The sequence below is a fragment of the Enterococcus sp. AMC1252 genome, assembly GCF_058216515.1.
The window spans coordinates 678,243-692,913 of record NZ_CM177097.1; the positions used below are offsets into that span (position 1 = coordinate 678,243).

At 32.8% G+C, this 14,671-nt stretch carries 19 protein-coding genes and 1 pseudogene; 15 read left to right on the forward strand and 5 right to left on the reverse strand.

Annotation, left to right across the window (positions count from 1 at the left end; translation table 11 throughout):
- Positions 1 to 41: 41 nt before the first annotated feature.
- Positions 42 to 1,730, forward strand: coding sequence for an IS1182 family transposase (locus AC4BB5_RS03030; protein WP_490457945.1), 1,689 nt, complete (start codon positions 42 to 44; stop codon positions 1,728 to 1,730).
- Positions 1,731 to 1,807: 77 nt separating this feature from the next.
- A complete protein-coding gene (locus AC4BB5_RS03035) occupies positions 1,808 to 2,749 on the forward strand; it encodes an NADP-dependent oxidoreductase (RefSeq protein ID WP_490457946.1) in 942 nt (313 codons plus the stop codon).
- 178 nt (positions 2,750 to 2,927) lie between these two features.
- Here AC4BB5_RS03035 and AC4BB5_RS03040 read toward each other — a convergent pair whose 3' ends face one another.
- Complete coding sequence (locus tag AC4BB5_RS03040; protein WP_490457947.1) at positions 2,928 to 3,227, reverse strand: ArsR/SmtB family transcription factor; 300 nt, start codon at positions 3,225 to 3,227, stop codon at positions 2,928 to 2,930.
- Between the two features lie 114 nt (positions 3,228 to 3,341).
- On the opposite strand from AC4BB5_RS03040, the gene AC4BB5_RS03045 reads away from it, so the two are divergent.
- The 4 genes from AC4BB5_RS03045 (at position 3,342) to AC4BB5_RS03060 (ending at position 5,987) form a co-directional block, all read left to right on the forward strand.
- Positions 3,342 to 3,980, forward strand: coding sequence for a nitroreductase family protein (locus AC4BB5_RS03045; protein WP_010762730.1), 639 nt, complete (start codon positions 3,342 to 3,344; stop codon positions 3,978 to 3,980).
- A 12-nt stretch (positions 3,981 to 3,992) separates the two neighbouring features.
- Positions 3,993 to 4,358 (forward strand): DUF1304 domain-containing protein, encoded by a 366-nt coding sequence (locus tag AC4BB5_RS03050; protein ID WP_010762731.1) that lies wholly within the window; start codon positions 3,993 to 3,995, stop codon positions 4,356 to 4,358.
- 161 nt (positions 4,359 to 4,519) lie between these two features.
- Positions 4,520 to 5,116 (forward strand): nitroreductase family protein, encoded by a 597-nt coding sequence (locus AC4BB5_RS03055; RefSeq protein ID WP_490457948.1) that lies wholly within the window; start codon positions 4,520 to 4,522, stop codon positions 5,114 to 5,116.
- A gap of 25 nt (positions 5,117 to 5,141) precedes the next feature.
- Complete coding sequence (locus AC4BB5_RS03060; RefSeq protein WP_490457949.1) at positions 5,142 to 5,987, forward strand: VOC family protein; 846 nt, start codon at positions 5,142 to 5,144, stop codon at positions 5,985 to 5,987.
- Positions 5,988 to 6,355: 368 nt separating this feature from the next.
- Here AC4BB5_RS03060 and AC4BB5_RS03065 read toward each other — a convergent pair whose 3' ends face one another.
- Positions 6,356 to 6,547, reverse strand: coding sequence for a hypothetical protein (locus tag AC4BB5_RS03065; protein ID WP_490457950.1), 192 nt, complete (start codon positions 6,545 to 6,547; stop codon positions 6,356 to 6,358).
- Positions 6,548 to 6,745: 198 nt separating this feature from the next.
- Here AC4BB5_RS03065 and AC4BB5_RS03070 point away from each other — a divergent pair, with 198 nt between their 5' ends.
- The 5 genes and pseudogenes from AC4BB5_RS03070 (at position 6,746) to AC4BB5_RS03090 (ending at position 8,826) form a co-directional block, all read left to right on the forward strand.
- Positions 6,746 to 7,066: a hypothetical protein gene (locus AC4BB5_RS03070; RefSeq protein ID WP_490457951.1), complete on the forward strand. Its 321-nt coding sequence runs from the start codon at positions 6,746 to 6,748 to the stop codon at positions 7,064 to 7,066.
- A 94-nt stretch (positions 7,067 to 7,160) separates the two neighbouring features.
- Positions 7,161 to 7,454, forward strand: a complete 294-nt coding sequence (locus tag AC4BB5_RS03075; protein ID WP_010762736.1) for a hypothetical protein — start codon at positions 7,161 to 7,163, stop codon at positions 7,452 to 7,454.
- A 270-nt stretch (positions 7,455 to 7,724) separates the two neighbouring features.
- Positions 7,725 to 7,985: a hypothetical protein gene (locus AC4BB5_RS03080; RefSeq protein ID WP_010762737.1), complete on the forward strand. Its 261-nt coding sequence runs from the start codon at positions 7,725 to 7,727 to the stop codon at positions 7,983 to 7,985.
- A gap of 203 nt (positions 7,986 to 8,188) precedes the next feature.
- A pseudogene (locus AC4BB5_RS03085) lies at positions 8,189 to 8,629 on the forward strand (amidase domain-containing protein); the annotation flags it as partial.
- Positions 8,630 to 8,649: 20 nt separating this feature from the next.
- Positions 8,650 to 8,826: a hypothetical protein gene (locus tag AC4BB5_RS03090; protein ID WP_010762739.1), complete on the forward strand. Its 177-nt coding sequence runs from the start codon at positions 8,650 to 8,652 to the stop codon at positions 8,824 to 8,826.
- A gap of 10 nt (positions 8,827 to 8,836) precedes the next feature.
- Here the strand turns inward: AC4BB5_RS03090 and AC4BB5_RS03095 are convergent, their stop codons facing one another.
- Positions 8,837 to 9,064, reverse strand: coding sequence for a hypothetical protein (locus AC4BB5_RS03095; protein ID WP_430602309.1), 228 nt, complete (start codon positions 9,062 to 9,064; stop codon positions 8,837 to 8,839).
- Positions 9,065 to 9,354: 290 nt separating this feature from the next.
- Here AC4BB5_RS03095 and AC4BB5_RS03100 point away from each other — a divergent pair, with 290 nt between their 5' ends.
- The 4 genes from AC4BB5_RS03100 to AC4BB5_RS03115 all read left to right on the forward strand — a co-directional run bounded on the left by AC4BB5_RS03100 (position 9,355) and on the right by AC4BB5_RS03115 (position 12,226).
- A complete protein-coding gene (locus AC4BB5_RS03100) occupies positions 9,355 to 9,921 on the forward strand; it encodes a recombinase family protein (protein ID WP_490457952.1) in 567 nt (188 codons plus the stop codon).
- 83 nt (positions 9,922 to 10,004) lie between these two features.
- Positions 10,005 to 10,607 carry a protein adenylyltransferase Fic gene (gene fic, locus AC4BB5_RS03105; protein ID WP_430602307.1) on the forward strand — a complete coding sequence of 201 codons (603 nt, stop codon included), beginning with the start codon at positions 10,005 to 10,007 and terminating at the stop codon, positions 10,605 to 10,607.
- Between the two features lie 535 nt (positions 10,608 to 11,142).
- Positions 11,143 to 11,448 (forward strand): bacteriocin immunity protein, encoded by a 306-nt coding sequence (locus AC4BB5_RS03110; RefSeq protein WP_490457953.1) that lies wholly within the window; start codon positions 11,143 to 11,145, stop codon positions 11,446 to 11,448.
- A 136-nt stretch (positions 11,449 to 11,584) separates the two neighbouring features.
- A complete protein-coding gene (locus AC4BB5_RS03115) occupies positions 11,585 to 12,226 on the forward strand; it encodes a DNA alkylation repair protein (RefSeq protein ID WP_490457954.1) in 642 nt (213 codons plus the stop codon).
- 363 nt (positions 12,227 to 12,589) lie between these two features.
- Here the strand turns inward: AC4BB5_RS03115 and AC4BB5_RS03120 are convergent, their stop codons facing one another.
- Both AC4BB5_RS03120 and AC4BB5_RS03125 read right to left on the reverse strand, forming a co-directional pair.
- A complete protein-coding gene (locus tag AC4BB5_RS03120) occupies positions 12,590 to 13,888 on the reverse strand; it encodes a sensor histidine kinase (RefSeq protein WP_490457955.1) in 1,299 nt (432 codons plus the stop codon).
- Positions 13,889 to 13,914: 26 nt separating this feature from the next.
- A complete protein-coding gene (locus AC4BB5_RS03125; RefSeq protein ID WP_490457956.1) occupies positions 13,915 to 14,670 on the reverse strand; it encodes a LytR/AlgR family response regulator transcription factor in 756 nt (251 codons plus the stop codon).
- Position 14,671 lies beyond the last annotated feature (1 nt).

The window sequence follows — 14,671 nt, forward strand, 5'->3', positions numbered from 1 at the left end:
AAATAAAAGTGACTAAACCAATAAACTAGCGAGGTGTTCTTATGTTTAAAAATTATACCACAAATCAAGTCGTTCTTCCTCTAGATTTTAGTTTTCAGTTAGAAAAAAATGATATTGCTTTTGCCATTAATCAATTAGTCGAAAGTATTCCAGAGGAACGCTTTCTTCCTTTTCACCATCAAATGGGGCCTTCTTCTTATCATCCAAAAATGATGATGAAGATGATTTTATGTGCTTACACGCAATCTGTATTTTCTGGTCGTAAGATTGAAGCGCTAACGAAAGACAGTATTCGCATGATGTGGCTTACTCAAAGTTATCAACCTAGTTATCGAACCATCAATCGTTTTCGAGTGAATCCTTTAGTGAATGCACTCCTTCGGGAGTGCTTCGTCCAGTTTCGTAGCCAATTAGTCAAGGAACAATTAATCGATGAAGAAGCCATTTTTATCGATGGTACAAAGATTGAAGCCAATGCCAATAAATACACCTTTGTTTGGAGAAAATCCATTGATAACTTTGATAAAAAGCTTACTGAAAAATCAAATTTTCTCTACGATGAATTGTTAAAAAATCAAATTATTCCTGAAATTGAGCGAGAGTCCGCAAAGGAATTATCTGTCACTGAATTAGGCAAGATTGAAGAAAATCTAGCGCATGTTGTCGAAAAGTTTACGGACAAAATCGAACAAGCAGAGGATGGAATTACGCGCAAATCAATTCGATCTAAACGAAAAGTTCCAAAAAAATTAAGGAAACTTTTCAAGGACTTTAAAGAGCGAAAACTCGCTTATCAAAAACATAGACAGATTTTAGGGCAACGAAACAGTTACTCTAGAACGGATCTAGATGCCACTTTTATGCGCATGAAAGAAGATCACATGAAGAATGGGCAGTTGAAAGCTGGCTATAATCTTCAAATTGCCACAAATAGTCAGTACATTTTAGGGTACGATCTTTTCTCAAATCCAACAGATACACGAACATTCCGCCCTTTTTTAATCACCTTAAAAGAGCGTTTCTTTGATCTGCCAAACTATATTGTCGCAGATGCCGGCTACGGAGGAGAAGAAAACTATCAAGCGGTTTTAGAGGATCATGAGCGAACACCACTCATCACTTATGCCATGTATCATAAAGAACAGAAGAGAAAGTTTAAACAAAATCCGTTCCTTCCAGCAAACTGGCCGTACCAAGAAGTAGAGGATACGTTTCTTTGTCCAAACGGACGGAAAATGACTTTTCGAAATTATTCTATTCGTACAGATAAATATGGATTTAAACGGTATTTAAAACGGTATGAATGTGAAGACTGCTCGAATTGTCCTCTTCGAAGACAATGTACAAAAGCGAAGAGTGACAAGAATCGTGAGATTCAAAAGAACATGAACTGGGAATATTTTAAAGCGACGGTTCAACAGCTGCTTTCAGAAGTAGAAACAGGTAAAATCTATCGCCAACGAAAAATTGACGTCGAACCTGCTTTCGGACATTTGAAGGCTTGTTTAGGCTTCACTCGTTTCTCTGTTCGAGGAAAACAGCAGACACACAATGAAATTGGATTCGCGTTAATGGCAGTAAATTTAAGGAAATATAGGCTAACTAAGCTAATAAACAAGGATGATTCTCTACACAATCTAAAAAATAGAAGACCGAAAATCATTTTTTACGATTTTCGCTCTTCTATTTTAAGATTCTTGGGACTTACGTCCCAAGCTCATTTTTTGTAAGCATATTTTTTACCTAAATAAAAAATAAGGAGTATACTAAGTTCACATTTTGTTTAAAAGACGGAGGAATCATAAATATGAAAGCAGTAGTTATCAATCAATATGGCAGTAAGGAAGAATTAACTGAACAAGACGTTACTTTACCTGAATTAAAAGGAAACCAAGTACTCGTAAAAGAACATGCAACATCCATCAATCCAATCGACTGGAAATTAAGAGAAGGCTATTTAAAACAAATGTTTGACTGGCCGTTTCCTATTATTTTAGGCTGGGACGTGGCTGGTGTCATAACAGCAGTTGGTAGTGGTGTAACTGATTGGAAAGTTGGAGATAAAGTTTTCGCTCGTCCAGAAACAACTCGTTTTGGTACGTATGCAGAAGAAACTATCGTGGATGATAATCTATTAGCGAAAATCCCTGAAAATGTTTCTTTTGAAGAAGCAGCGGCTGTTCCTTTGGCTGGTTTAACTGCTTTACAAGCACTATTTGACCATGGAAAACTTCAAAAAGGTGAAAAAGTATTGATCCATGCTGGAGCTGGCGGCGTAGGAACTTATGCAATTCAACTAGCAAAACAAGCGGGTGCTTATGTCATCACGACAGCGAGTGAAAAAAATCATGAGCTACTTAAAAAACTAGGGGCAGATGAAGTAATCGATTATCATACAACTAATTTTGCAGATGTTCTAACAGATATTGATCTAGTATTTGATACGATGGGCGGAGACGTTCAAAAAGCAAGCTTCTCTGTTCTAAAACCAAATACTGGACGTTTGATTTCAATCGTTGGTATTGCAGATGAAGAGTTGGCGAAAGAAAAAAATATTAAAGCCGAAAGTATCTGGCTTCAAACAAACGGAAAACAATTACAAGAAATTGCAGATCTAATGGCTTCAGGCAAAGTAATTTCAGTGGTTGGAGAAGTTTTTCCTTTCTCTAGACAAGGTGTTTACGATGCCCATGCATTAAGTGAAACTCACCATGCTGTAGGTAAAATCGTCATCAAAATGGCTGACTAAATAAATAGGAGGCCGAGACAAAAGCGTTTAGCTCCGAGAAATAAGAGGGAATTCACGAAAATTGCTTTTTCAAATTTTTGTGAATTTCAGCTTATTTACGAAGGAGCTGCTTTTTTCTCGCCGTTTATTCGGACTTAGAGCGCGAAACAAAACTGTTCTTTAGTTTTGTCCCACGCTCCTATTCATTTGTTTTTCCTGCTCTAAAGCGGATCAGTTCTATTAATCCAGGCAATTCTCGTTGGATGTGGTCTTGATTTAAAACATATGTCTTAGTTGTCCCAATTTTGATTTCTTGAATCAGTTGAGCGTCCTTAAGTAATTTTATATGGTGAGATAAGGTGGATTTTACAATATTATATTTTTCTGAAGTTATCCGTTTTTCACCATCGAGTAATAAGCAAGTAAGGATATTCAAACGAATCGGATCACTGGCTGCTTGCAACGCTTGAAGAACAGGATCGTTGTTGTTATCGGTCATTTTATTTTTCATAAACAGATTATAACATAAACTTTCTCCTTTACATATTGCTGAGGGAGTGATATATTTTTAATGTTCGAAAATAATCGAACGAAAAGAAAGATGAGGGATATTATGGAAAACACATATAAAGAAAATAATTTTGACACGATCATGAAAGGCAGAAGATCGATTCGCAATTACGATCCAACAGTTAAAATTAGTCGTGAAGAGATGGAGCAAATCATCAACGATACTGTTAAAGCACCATCTTCAGTGAATATGCAACCTTGGCGCTTTACAGTTGTCGAAAGTGATGAAGGAAAAGCAGCGTTAGCACCTCTTGTTCGTTTTAATAAATTACAAAATGAAACGTCTGCTGCGATGATCGTGATTTTTGGTGATTTAAATAGCTTTGAACATGCTGAAAAAATTTACGGTACGGCTGTTGAACAAAACCTAATGCCTCCAGAAGTGAAAGAGCGTCAATTAGAAGCACTGAGTCCTTTGTTTGAGCATATGCCCACAGAAGATAAAAAAGAAATGGCCATTATCGACGGAGCCTTAGCTGCAATGAATTTAATGTTAGTTGCTCGTGCTTATGGTTATGATACCAATCCTATCGGCGGCTTTGAACGCGAAAAAATTGCTGAAGCGCTAGACATGGATAAAGAACGTTATTATCCAGTGATGATCGTTTCAATTGGTAAAGCAAATGAAGAGGGATACCCTTCATATCGATTACCAGCAGCTGATATCACAACGTGGAAATAGGAGGAGAAGACCATGCATATTGTTCCTTTGGTTTTAGCTGTGATCGTTGCAGTTGAACATTATTACATTTTATATTTAGAAATGTTTCAAACGGCATCTCCTGCAGCACAACGTAGCTTTGGTTTGGATAAAGAATTTTTGGATGATCCAAGAGTTCAAACGCTATTCAAAAATCAAGGACTATATAACGGCTTTTTAGCTACAGGAATTTTATGGGGTGCTTTTTTTGCAGCAAATAGTTGGAGTGTGGTAACATTTTTCATCATTTGTGTAGTTGTTGCTGCCGTGTATGGTGGACTGACTTCATCCAAATCAATTTTGATAAAACAAGGGTTGCCAGCAATTATTACGTTAGTAATGTTATTTATTTTTAGATAAAGAGAGAAAAGTTTGAGACAAGAACCTCCTTGTCTCGGGCTTTTTTTTAATTTCAAAAAAACTTATAAAAAGTAAGTCAAATCTCTTTACTTACTTTTAGTAAGACGATATACTAAGAAAGTAATCTAAAAACTAATTCGAATCGAAAAGGAGCAATACACATGACAGAATTTATTCAAGCATTAAAAAAACGCCGTTCAATCTACTCTTTAGGAGATAACTTACCACAATCACAAGAAGAAATCACAGCTTTAGTTAAAGAGATTGTTAGAGAAAGTCCAACATCTTTTAACTCACAAACACAACGTGTGGTTTTCTTATTCGGCGACGTACACAAAAAATTATGGTCAATGACAGAAGAAGCATTGAAACCTTTAACACCTGCAGAAGCTTTCCCAAATACACAAGCGAAATTACAAAGTTTTGCAGCTGGAACAGGAACATTGTTATTCTTTGAAGATATGGATATTGTTAAAAACTTACAAGAACAATTTGCCTTATATGCAGATAACTTCCCAGTTTGGTCAGAGCAAGCAAGTGGTTTAACACAAGCAAATGTTTGGACTGCTTTGGCTCAAGAAAACATTGGTGCAAACTTACAACATTACAACCCAGTAATCGATGAAGCAGTTGCGAAAGAATGGTCTATTCCAAGCCAATGGAAATTAAGAGCACAACTTGTTTTCGGTTCAATCGAAGCAGAAGCTGGCGAAAAAGAATACATGGAAGATAGCGCACGTTTCCTAGAATTTAACTAATAACGAGCAAATGGAGGAGAAATGTATGGTGTATACATTACCTAAAGAAACAATCGCAAAACAAGTAAAATTAAAAGTAGAGAATCTGGATGAAATGACAGAATTTTATACACAAATGATTGGACTTGTCTTACTAAAAAAAGAAGAAAATACAGCTTTCTTAGGTGCACAACAGTCTTCTGAAGCAATCCTAATTTTGGAAGAACTTGTTGATCCTGTGGTGAAATACAATACAACAGGCTTGTATCACACAGCGTTTCTCTTACCTACTCGTAAAGATTTAGGCAATATCTTGTTATGGCTGATGCAAAACAAAATTGAAATTGGTGCTGCTGATCATGGTTACAGCGAAGCTATCTATCTAACGGATCCAGAAGGTAATGGTATCGAAATCTATTGGGATAAACCGATGTCTGAATGGGATATTCGAGCAGACGGGGAAATCATTGGTGTGACGGAAGAGTTGGATGGAGATGGCGTTGTCTCAGAAGCGGATGGAACGTGGTTAGGTATGGCACCAGGCTCAAGAATCGGTCATGTACATTTACAAGTCGCGTATTTAGAAGAAACAGAGAAGTTTTATGAACAGCTTGGTTTTTCCTTGAAGTCTAATTTTGGCAGTAGAGCTAAATTTTTTGCGGCAGGGGAATATCATCATCATATTGGGACGAATACTTGGAATAGCCGAAATGCAGACTTGATTGGTGAAAATCAGTTGGGGTTGGCTTGGTATACATTTCAGTTGCCGTCTAAAGAGGTATTTGAGTTGTTTGTTAAGCAGCTTGATGAAGCCGCTGTTGAGTATGTGAATGAAAATGAACAAATTACGATTCAAGATCCAAACGGGATGCAGATTAAGTTTGGGTATTGAGTTGGATAAGTCAACTTCTTAAAGGAGGTTGGCTTTTTTTTGATTTTGTAAAGTAGTGATTTGTTTGTTTAGGGATAAGGGGGAGATATTAAAAATGACGGTTTTTGGGAAGGAGAATTTTAATGGTTCATGAACTAAAAATTGTGCCTGAATATTTTCAGGACATACGAACTGACTTGCGAAAAAAGTGGGTACGTTTAACTAGGTATTGAAAATACTTCAAAACCCATATATTTATAAATCAATTGGAAAGGATAGAATTATCCTTTCAATGTAACATTATAGTATAGTCAAAAGTGATCTCATACAGCTGCTACGAGATTACTTTTGTGTTGTAAATTTTAAATGAAAATAAGGTCAGAGCTATTTTACTCTGACCCAGAACACTTATAATTTTCTTTTTTCTTTCTCTTTCTTATCAATAACTGATGTTTTTTAGGAAATATTACTTCAAGATCATTGCTTTTATCTAAAAAAAAAAAATCATTGTTTTCTTTTTGAATTTGAACGGGTGTGGCATTTTTATTTGCTGGTTCTGGAGAATTGTAGTCGTTATTCATATCATGACCTCCTGTTTTTTTTTTATAATTTTATATCACAAATTCTTGTTAAAATAAAGTTATACATTATGATGAATATAATTTAAAGAGGCGTATACAATGATTGTCGTGCATGCTATTATAAATACATAAAATAAATTAACAAAGGAGATGTTTGGTTTTAAAAAAGTTTTGTATGTTGTTACTAGTGTAATGTTTATGTCTTTTGGTGTAGTATTGTTATCAAATGATTCTTATGCAGCGGATATCAGTAACATGAGAGATGGGGAAATCATTGTAAATGATGATAAAGGGAATGTGATTGAAGGAATTGAAGTAATTCTGGAGTCAGAAGACTACACACTTCAAAATGAATTGTTACAAAGTCGCGCTGTTGGCCATATGGTTTATCGTAATATTGAAGTCGTTCAAAACAATGGAACAGGTATTTTTGCTGGACCAATGTATTATTCTAAAAAAGAACTAGGATATACAACGCCATTTACAGGAACTTTATATCGAGAAAGTGCTTGGAGTTAAAACAACGGTTCTTGTACTGTCTACTATGCTAGATTTTCTGGAACAGTTGCAGCATACTTAGGCTAATATTCTTACAACTTAGTGGAGGTGTACCATGAAAAATAGATTGTATGTACTTTTTCTTTTGATTAGTTTAACTACACTTTATGGTTGTACACAAAATAATAATAAAGAAACATCAAAATCTATTGATAGTACAACACCAAGTGGTATGATATTTTTGAGCTCAGAAGAAATTTTTGATGGAGATTCAAGCGAATATTTTACTAAGGACTATACAAATTATAAAGAAATACCAGAAGAGATTTCAGAAAAAGGAAAATCAATGAAACTATACGTTGTAACAAAGTATGAAAATAAAAAAAGATACACTGCTTACTACAAATGATGTTTAAGTGAAAAAAACTAGGTGTTGTTTTAAATAATTAACTGGAGTTTTACAAACTATAATCAAATTTTGAAAAATTGAAGTGAAAAGAGAATCTGACACAAGTACGTTGAGTCAGGTTTTCTTAAATATAAAGTCCTAATGAAAGTTATTATTTCTTTTAACGCTTTAAATATAACTAATAATTAAAAATAGATTTCAATGCTGTTTCTATTCACTTATTATTATTTATAGTACAAATTGTACTGATAATAAATATAAGGAAAATTAATGTATAAAAAATTTATTTTAGAGTTAGCAATTTGTTGTTCAATCAGATTTGGAGCAAACGTAGTTTACGCGAATGAGGTTGTTAGTGAAGTTGATTATGGTATGGATATGACACTTGGTGAAATTGAAGATGTTTTAGTGACATATTTAAGAGAGCGAGGGTTAAACTACTTACTTCATTCTAAAGATTTTTCCGACTATCTATATGATCAATTAACTAGTTCAAGTGAACAGGAGCTAACTAAATTAAACAAAATATGATAATATATTTAGAAACACTTCCTGCGGAAGAAAGGGAAGTCTCAACGATTGAAGAGTCGTCTGATATGACGTTAGCTGATGTTAAAAAAATTGTTGATGAAGAAAACTTAGAGGCTTCACAAACAGCTTCTGAACAAGAAAATAGTGTGCCAATAATTCCACCTTGTAGAGTCTGGTAAAATAACCATGTCACTAATTATGGAGGTGGAGATTGTACAAATTTCGCTTCACAAGCACTTAGAACTAGAGGAGCTAAAGGTGGAGTAACAGGTTATCTAGGTTATATTGACCGGTCAAGTAAAAGAACTAGTCAAGGATTAAAATATTCTGCTGCTTGGATAAATACAGATGTGTTCAGACAATACTGGGAAGTAAAAGGGCGTAGTGTACGAAGATATTCAAAAGCTGTAGTCGAAAATGAGTATAAAGAGTTTTTGACTGTAGGTAGACCTGTAATTTTAACTTTTTATCAAGAGATCTCTGATAGAGTTCTTAAAGACTATTCCGAGGACTATAAAAAAGATTTAATTGTTCTAAGTTCCGATATTAGAACTAAATTATTTTCAGGCTCACTATCGCCATCATCACTTTATAAAGATAGTAAAGAAATCATTTTAGGATTAAACTTAACTTTAAGTAAATGATACGAGAAAGAAGGATTAAAATGAAATTTAAACAAAAAACAATATTGTTTTTGTCTTTGTGCGTAGTTATAGTGAGCGCTTCCGGGTGCAAGAATTTAAATAATAAAGTAACAGATAGTACTATTGACAAATCAGACTTAGTCTTACCTCAAGACACACAAAAAGAAGGAGATGTTATTTCTCCTTCTTCGAAATAATATACATTTATTATGCAATCATCGAGTAAACATAAGTAGTTAAACTATGCCTGTAAGCGTTCGCGTGTCTTTGAGCTATGGTTTTGTTACCAATAACATGAAAACCGCAGCTTTTACATTTATAGCCATAGGTAACACCAGCTGCAGCCTCCACAGTGTTGTTTTCGGTGGGAATAATTGGTGCAAGCAAAACAAGTGACAAAGCAACAAAATAAAACATACCTTTAAATTTCTTCATAATAATAAACCCCTTTCATTTTTTTATATCGTACCATATGATCGTTTATATATTAATATGTTTATTAAATATTACCTTGTTTTAAAAGACTATAGTATTAGAATAATTCTGACGCAAACTGATTGTGCCAGATTTTTTCAACATAGGTTTCCCAAAAACAGTCATTTTTAGGTCAAGAAGGATAATTCCCATTTATCCTTTAATATTTTAATTTACCTTCCCAAAACTTACAACATATTCAATGTGTCAATAACTCCCGTTTATGATGTAATTTTAGTGGGAGTGATGACATGAAATACACTTATGGCTATACACGAGTAAGTACAAAGTCTCAAGAACTAAATCGGCAACTTGATATTTTAGAAAAATACAATTGTGATGAGATTTTGACTGAAAAAATTAATGGGACAAAAGCAAGTCGACCGCAACTAGACAAATTAAAAGAATCTGTTCGAGAAGGTGATACTGTAGTGGTAGAAAGTTGGAACAGACTCGGACGTAGTACCAAAGATCTTTTGGAATTAGTTGATTTCTTTTCTGAGAAGAACGTACAAGTGATCAGTGACAAAGAAAAATTTGATACGTCAACACCACAGGGTAAAGTGATGTTAACTGTATTTCAAGCTTTTGCAGAATTTGAGAGGGACTTGATAGTTGAGCGTACTAGAGAAGGACTTAAAAGTGCAAGAGCAAGAGGACGTGTTGGTGGACGTCCCAAAGTGTCAGATAAAAAAATTCAGCAAGCTATTAGTCTATATGATACAAAACAGTATTCAGGAAAAGAAATACATGAAATGACAGGAATTTCTTCTTCTACTTTGTATAGATACCTTGAAAAAAGAAAATACAGTAATTAGAGAGAGGCTCTAAGAGCGTTTGTGCTATTTACTTTGGGTAGTTTTTTCACAAAATAGAAAGATTGAGGAATAGGAGATTAGACATGTTAAGTAATAAGTTAGGTATTACAAATCAAGTTGAACTTGCAAGAGTTGAAGAAAAAATAAGTAAGTCAAACGCAAAGAAATTATACGATACTGGTGATATAAATAAGTTGGAAGTGGGAACATACAATGGACTAGCAGATATTCATAGGTACCTATTTTCGGATATATATGAATTTGCAGGGAAAATTAGAACCGCCAATATTGCTAAAGGAAACTTTAGATTTGCACCAGTTATGTATTTAGAAGTTTCTCTACATCAAATTGATCAAATGTCACAATCGACTATTGATGAAATTATCGCAAAATACGTTGAGATGAATATCGCTCATCCTTTCCGTGAGAGGAATGGTCGTAGTACAAGAATATGGTTAGATTTGATCCTTAAGAAAGAACTCAAAAAAGTTGTTGATTGGAACTTGATTAATAAAGAAGATTATCTTTCTGCTATGGAACGTAGCCCTGTAAACGATTTGGAGATAGCTCATTTACTAAAGAAATCTTTGATCTCTTTAGTAAATGATCGAGAAGTATACATGAAAGGTATCGATGTTAGCTATTATTATGAGGGATACACTGAATACAATATAGAAGATTTATGATGAAATAACTCTTTGGTCAGTCAAAAACGATCAGAAAGGATGATTGAATGATAAGGTTGTACCGTGGATAGTAGTAATTGTATTGCTTTTTATATTTATTAAACTGTTATCTGTTAGTTGGTTCTATTATGTTGTGTATGCTCTATTAGGAACATTTACAGTGGGTGTAAAAACATTAGCATTATTGGCAAAAAGAAAAAAGTGATTCCTAAAAACGATTAATAGTAAGAAAAATAATTTGAGAAAAGCTTTATTAGTAATTGATAGTCAAAGTAAAACAAGTAAATCACTGTATGATAAAGAACGATTTTTGAGAAGTGTTTGTCCCAACCTTCTCGTTTGTGCATATCTATAATCAAAAAGAAATTAATCTGTAGTTTGTAAATTAAAAAAATGATTGAATAAATACTGTGACAACAGACATTCAAGGACTCTAAATGAACTAACTGAAATTTGCATTTAAAAGAATCAGTTAATAAGGTGTTGAATGTGTTTTAGACTAAAAGCTTCCAAAAAATAATCTAGGAGGTTTAGAATGAATAAGAAAGCTAAAAAATTGGTCCATGAATTGTATAATACCATAGGCGACAAACAAGGGAAAAGTTATTTAGAACTAAAAGAAGTGTTGTTAAAAGTCTATAAAAAGTTGGACAAAGAAACGAATGATGATTTTTTGATATCTAGGCTTATCAACTATATCTATTTCAAAAATTTAACTGAAAAGATAACCTTTACTGAAAAACAGAATCAATTGATAAGGGAAATGAGTCAAATAGCTAAAACTTCTGGTGTAAATAATAATTATAGAGGATACTTAGGTAGTGTCTCTCAATTTGATTAATATTCAATGGAATTCCAAGCATGAATCAGAAGGACTTTAAATGTAGTGAATATAATAAATACAAGCAAACGGTCAGAAGATATAGTTAAACTGATTTTGACGTCAATATAATCAGAAAAAGTGAAAGGAGCATAAAATGACTTTAGAAGAAGAGTTGAAAGAAATCGCGAAAATCACTAATGGGTTCAAACCAATGGAACACTTAGCTGATTCACTTGAAAAAAAGCTAACAGAAAAGGAATTAGAAGATTTAGCATTTATCTTATACTCGTCTGAAGTTTATCAAATACGAATGGTCGCTGTTTTTCTGTTTGGAAAGCTTGCACCAAAAAAGAATGCGGTATTAAATTTCTTGAAAAATAATGTCTCAAAAGATGACAATTGGCGAGTGCAAGAAATTTTAGGGATGGCCTTTGATTATTTTTGTAAAGAAATAGGCTATGAAGAAGCCCTAGTGACGATAAAAGAATGGTTAAACTCTGAAAATAGTAATACTAGAAGAGCTGTTTCAGAAGGGTTGAGAATTTGGACGAATCGTCCTTATTTTAAAGATAATCCTGATAGGGCTATTCATTTGCTGGCAACGCTTAGAAATGATGATAGTGAATATGTTAGAAAATCATGCGGCAATGCACTAAGAGATATCAGTAAAAAATATCCTGAAAAAATTATGGAGGAATTATCGTTATGGCAAGCTAGTAAGGAAGAGCTTCAAATAAAAAAATTTATTTTCAAAAATAAACATTTAGGATATTTTCTTAATAACAATTTTGAATAGTTTTAGTCGACTTAATTCTAAAGGATATCAGGGTGTCTTTTCTATTTTTTTGCATTAAAAAAGATGCCGATGATTTCTCACCAACATCAGAAAGTATAGAGCCGCTATTATAAGTATATAGAGCTAGGTTCATAAAAATATACTAGTCTACAATAAAATTCGATTGGTAGGTTATGGATAGATTAAGAGAGGATGAGCACCTTATTGTGTAAATAATGAATTTGATGAAATAATCAAAACAAGCGAGCGCTTAAAACAGAGTTTTAAAAGTATAGATAAGCGTTTGCAGGACATTGAAATATCAAAGGAGAAAATCAAAAAATTATTCTCAATAAGTGATACACCTTTTTTGAAACAGTATAATCATTGCCTTTTTTCAGGTAAAGAAAAGCTAGCGATAACAAAATTATTTTTCCATTGAAATGAGTAGGTTGTTTTTGGATACTGCTTTAATAGTTTGATTAAAATAGGGAGACCGTTACCCTGGTGTCCTTTTTTTGTTGTGAAATTATTTTTCAAGGCTTTTTCAATCAAAATTGGACCATTAGACTTATTTTTTACTTCTATATAAATACCAGTAGATCTATTTTCAAAATGTAAGCTTATTAGAGGTTTTTCTGTATTGATAGACGCTTCAAATGCATTATCTAATAAAATAGATAAACAACGAATAAAATCAACTAAGTGGATAGTTATATCAAAATCAGAAATTAATTGATCCACAAAAAAATGGACAGGTACATTTTCTTTAGAGCATTTTTTAAAAAAATTTAAGAGTAATCCTTGTATGGGTGGAATATTTATTTTTGAAATTTGGGTGTAATGATTTGTTTCAGTAAGGTCTTTGGAATAGTCAATAATAGTAGAAAGGTAGTTACGCGCTTGATCAAATTGCTCTTTTTCAAGGTACACATCTAAACTGAATAAAATATTTCGATAATCATGTCTAAATTCATTTGCTAAACTAATTTTTTGAGATTCTTGTGCCATTTTTTTTGAAAGTAGAAATATTTGTTGCTGCTGTTGATAAAACCGACTTATGATGTAAACAATATAACTAAAAGTACTTGTAAAAAAGAGTAAAAGAAAAGTTAATTGGAAAAATACAGTCAAATTAATATGTCTTATGCTAATCTGTCTTACCAAATTTAACGTAAGAAGTAACACTACACTAAAAATAGATTGAAAAATATATTTCTTTTTGAGCTGAGAAATAGAATTGAAAATTTCATAGTTAGTACTTATCTTCCTCATAAGAATCAATAATGAAAATAGCAGAAGCTGTTGAGCAACAATAGAAATTGGCTTTAAAATGGCAAAGGATGTATCACTCATTAGGCCTGTTTCATGAAAAAAATAGGTAAAATCCCATGTTACGAGCCAAGAGATAAGCATCAGTGAGTTTTGTAAAAGATAATACAAAGCGATTAATGTCCAGCTTTTTGTGAATCGAAGGATGAATATCGATTCTATTATTGCAAAAGGTATAAAAACTCTTAAACCAATTTCTCTCCCGACAAGGAGAGCTATAAGTACTTGTATAAATAAATAAGTAGACAAGAAAATAGTTTGCCTATAACTTAAATATCTTTTATATCCTATAATCAAACACATTTGGAAATAGTTAAAAGAGAACAGTATTGCCACTAAATGAACTTCCATATCTTTTCACCTCATCTAATAAATAGCTATAAAAATTTGTTTAGTTTGTCAATGATACTTATTCCAACTTCTAATTCAGAACCATTATCAAACGTAATTAGACCAACTGAACGTTGGATAGATGCTAAGTGATTTCGATTGATGATCAATGATTTTAATCCAGTATAAAGGTAGGGTTTATCAATTATCTTTTTCAGTTTATGAATTGTTCCCTCTACCATCTGTTCAGAATCTTTGGTATGTACTACTAAAGTATTACGCATAGTAGAAATAGAAGATATATAAAGAATGTCAGTATATTTTATATAGACTACTTCACCAAATTTTTTGAAAGACATATAGTTATCTTTATTTTGAATACGATTAATTATTTCTATTTTAATGGGTAAAAAAATACTTTCAACTTCTTGAATATCTAAATTAGTCCCTTTAATAATATAGGATTTTGGTTGAATGTCTTTGTTGATGATTTCAAGGGCCTTATCCTCAAGGTTGGTAAGAAAGAGAATAAAACAGTCTTTGTTTTGTTCTCTAATTTTTTTTGCAAGATCAATCCCTGAATAGTATGACTGTAAATCAATGTCAATTAAATAAATATCTGTATCTTGTATTTTATGAGTAGCTTCCGACAAACTGGAATAAAAGACATCTAATTTTTCTATCGAAATAGCTTCTAAAGAAAAATAGTTGTCAGATACGGGTAATTGTTGAATTAGTTCTTTTATTTTTTCACGAAAGATAAAATTGTCTTCGATGATGTAAGTGCGGATCATTAAATCCATA

Excerpts from the sequence above, each read along its gene's own strand:
- AC4BB5_RS03115 (WP_490457954.1), top strand. The coding sequence starts at position 11,585 with ATGACTTTAGAAGAAGAGTTGAAAGAAATCGCGAAAATCACTAATGGG.
- AC4BB5_RS03110 (WP_490457953.1), top strand. The coding sequence starts at position 11,143 with ATGAATAAGAAAGCTAAAAAATTGGTCCATGAATTGTATAATACCATA.
- AC4BB5_RS03050 (WP_010762731.1), top strand. The coding sequence starts at position 3,993 with ATGCATATTGTTCCTTTGGTTTTAGCTGTGATCGTTGCAGTTGAACAT.
- AC4BB5_RS03120 (WP_490457955.1), bottom strand. The coding sequence starts at position 13,888 with ATGGAAGTTCATTTAGTGGCAATACTGTTCTCTTTTAACTATTTCCAA.
- AC4BB5_RS03075 (WP_010762736.1), top strand. The coding sequence starts at position 7,161 with ATGAAAAATAGATTGTATGTACTTTTTCTTTTGATTAGTTTAACTACA.
- AC4BB5_RS03125 (WP_490457956.1), bottom strand. The coding sequence starts at position 14,670 with ATGGATTTAATGATCCGCACTTACATCATCGAAGACAATTTTATCTTT.
- AC4BB5_RS03030 (WP_490457945.1), top strand. The coding sequence starts at position 42 with ATGTTTAAAAATTATACCACAAATCAAGTCGTTCTTCCTCTAGATTTT.
- AC4BB5_RS03040 (WP_490457947.1), bottom strand. The coding sequence starts at position 3,227 with ATGACCGATAACAACAACGATCCTGTTCTTCAAGCGTTGCAAGCAGCC.
- AC4BB5_RS03070 (WP_490457951.1), top strand. The coding sequence starts at position 6,746 with ATGTCTTTTGGTGTAGTATTGTTATCAAATGATTCTTATGCAGCGGAT.
- AC4BB5_RS03055 (WP_490457948.1), top strand. The coding sequence starts at position 4,520 with ATGACAGAATTTATTCAAGCATTAAAAAAACGCCGTTCAATCTACTCT.
- AC4BB5_RS03080 (WP_010762737.1), top strand. The coding sequence starts at position 7,725 with ATGTATAAAAAATTTATTTTAGAGTTAGCAATTTGTTGTTCAATCAGA.
- AC4BB5_RS03060 (WP_490457949.1), top strand. The coding sequence starts at position 5,142 with ATGGTGTATACATTACCTAAAGAAACAATCGCAAAACAAGTAAAATTA.
- AC4BB5_RS03090 (WP_010762739.1), top strand. The coding sequence starts at position 8,650 with ATGAAATTTAAACAAAAAACAATATTGTTTTTGTCTTTGTGCGTAGTT.
- AC4BB5_RS03100 (WP_490457952.1), top strand. The coding sequence starts at position 9,355 with ATGAAATACACTTATGGCTATACACGAGTAAGTACAAAGTCTCAAGAA.
- AC4BB5_RS03065 (WP_490457950.1), bottom strand. The coding sequence starts at position 6,547 with ATGAATAACGACTACAATTCTCCAGAACCAGCAAATAAAAATGCCACA.
- AC4BB5_RS03045 (WP_010762730.1), top strand. The coding sequence starts at position 3,342 with ATGGAAAACACATATAAAGAAAATAATTTTGACACGATCATGAAAGGC.
- AC4BB5_RS03095 (WP_430602309.1), bottom strand. The coding sequence starts at position 9,064 with ATGAAGAAATTTAAAGGTATGTTTTATTTTGTTGCTTTGTCACTTGTT.
- AC4BB5_RS03035 (WP_490457946.1), top strand. The coding sequence starts at position 1,808 with ATGAAAGCAGTAGTTATCAATCAATATGGCAGTAAGGAAGAATTAACT.
- fic (WP_430602307.1), top strand. The coding sequence starts at position 10,005 with ATGTTAAGTAATAAGTTAGGTATTACAAATCAAGTTGAACTTGCAAGA.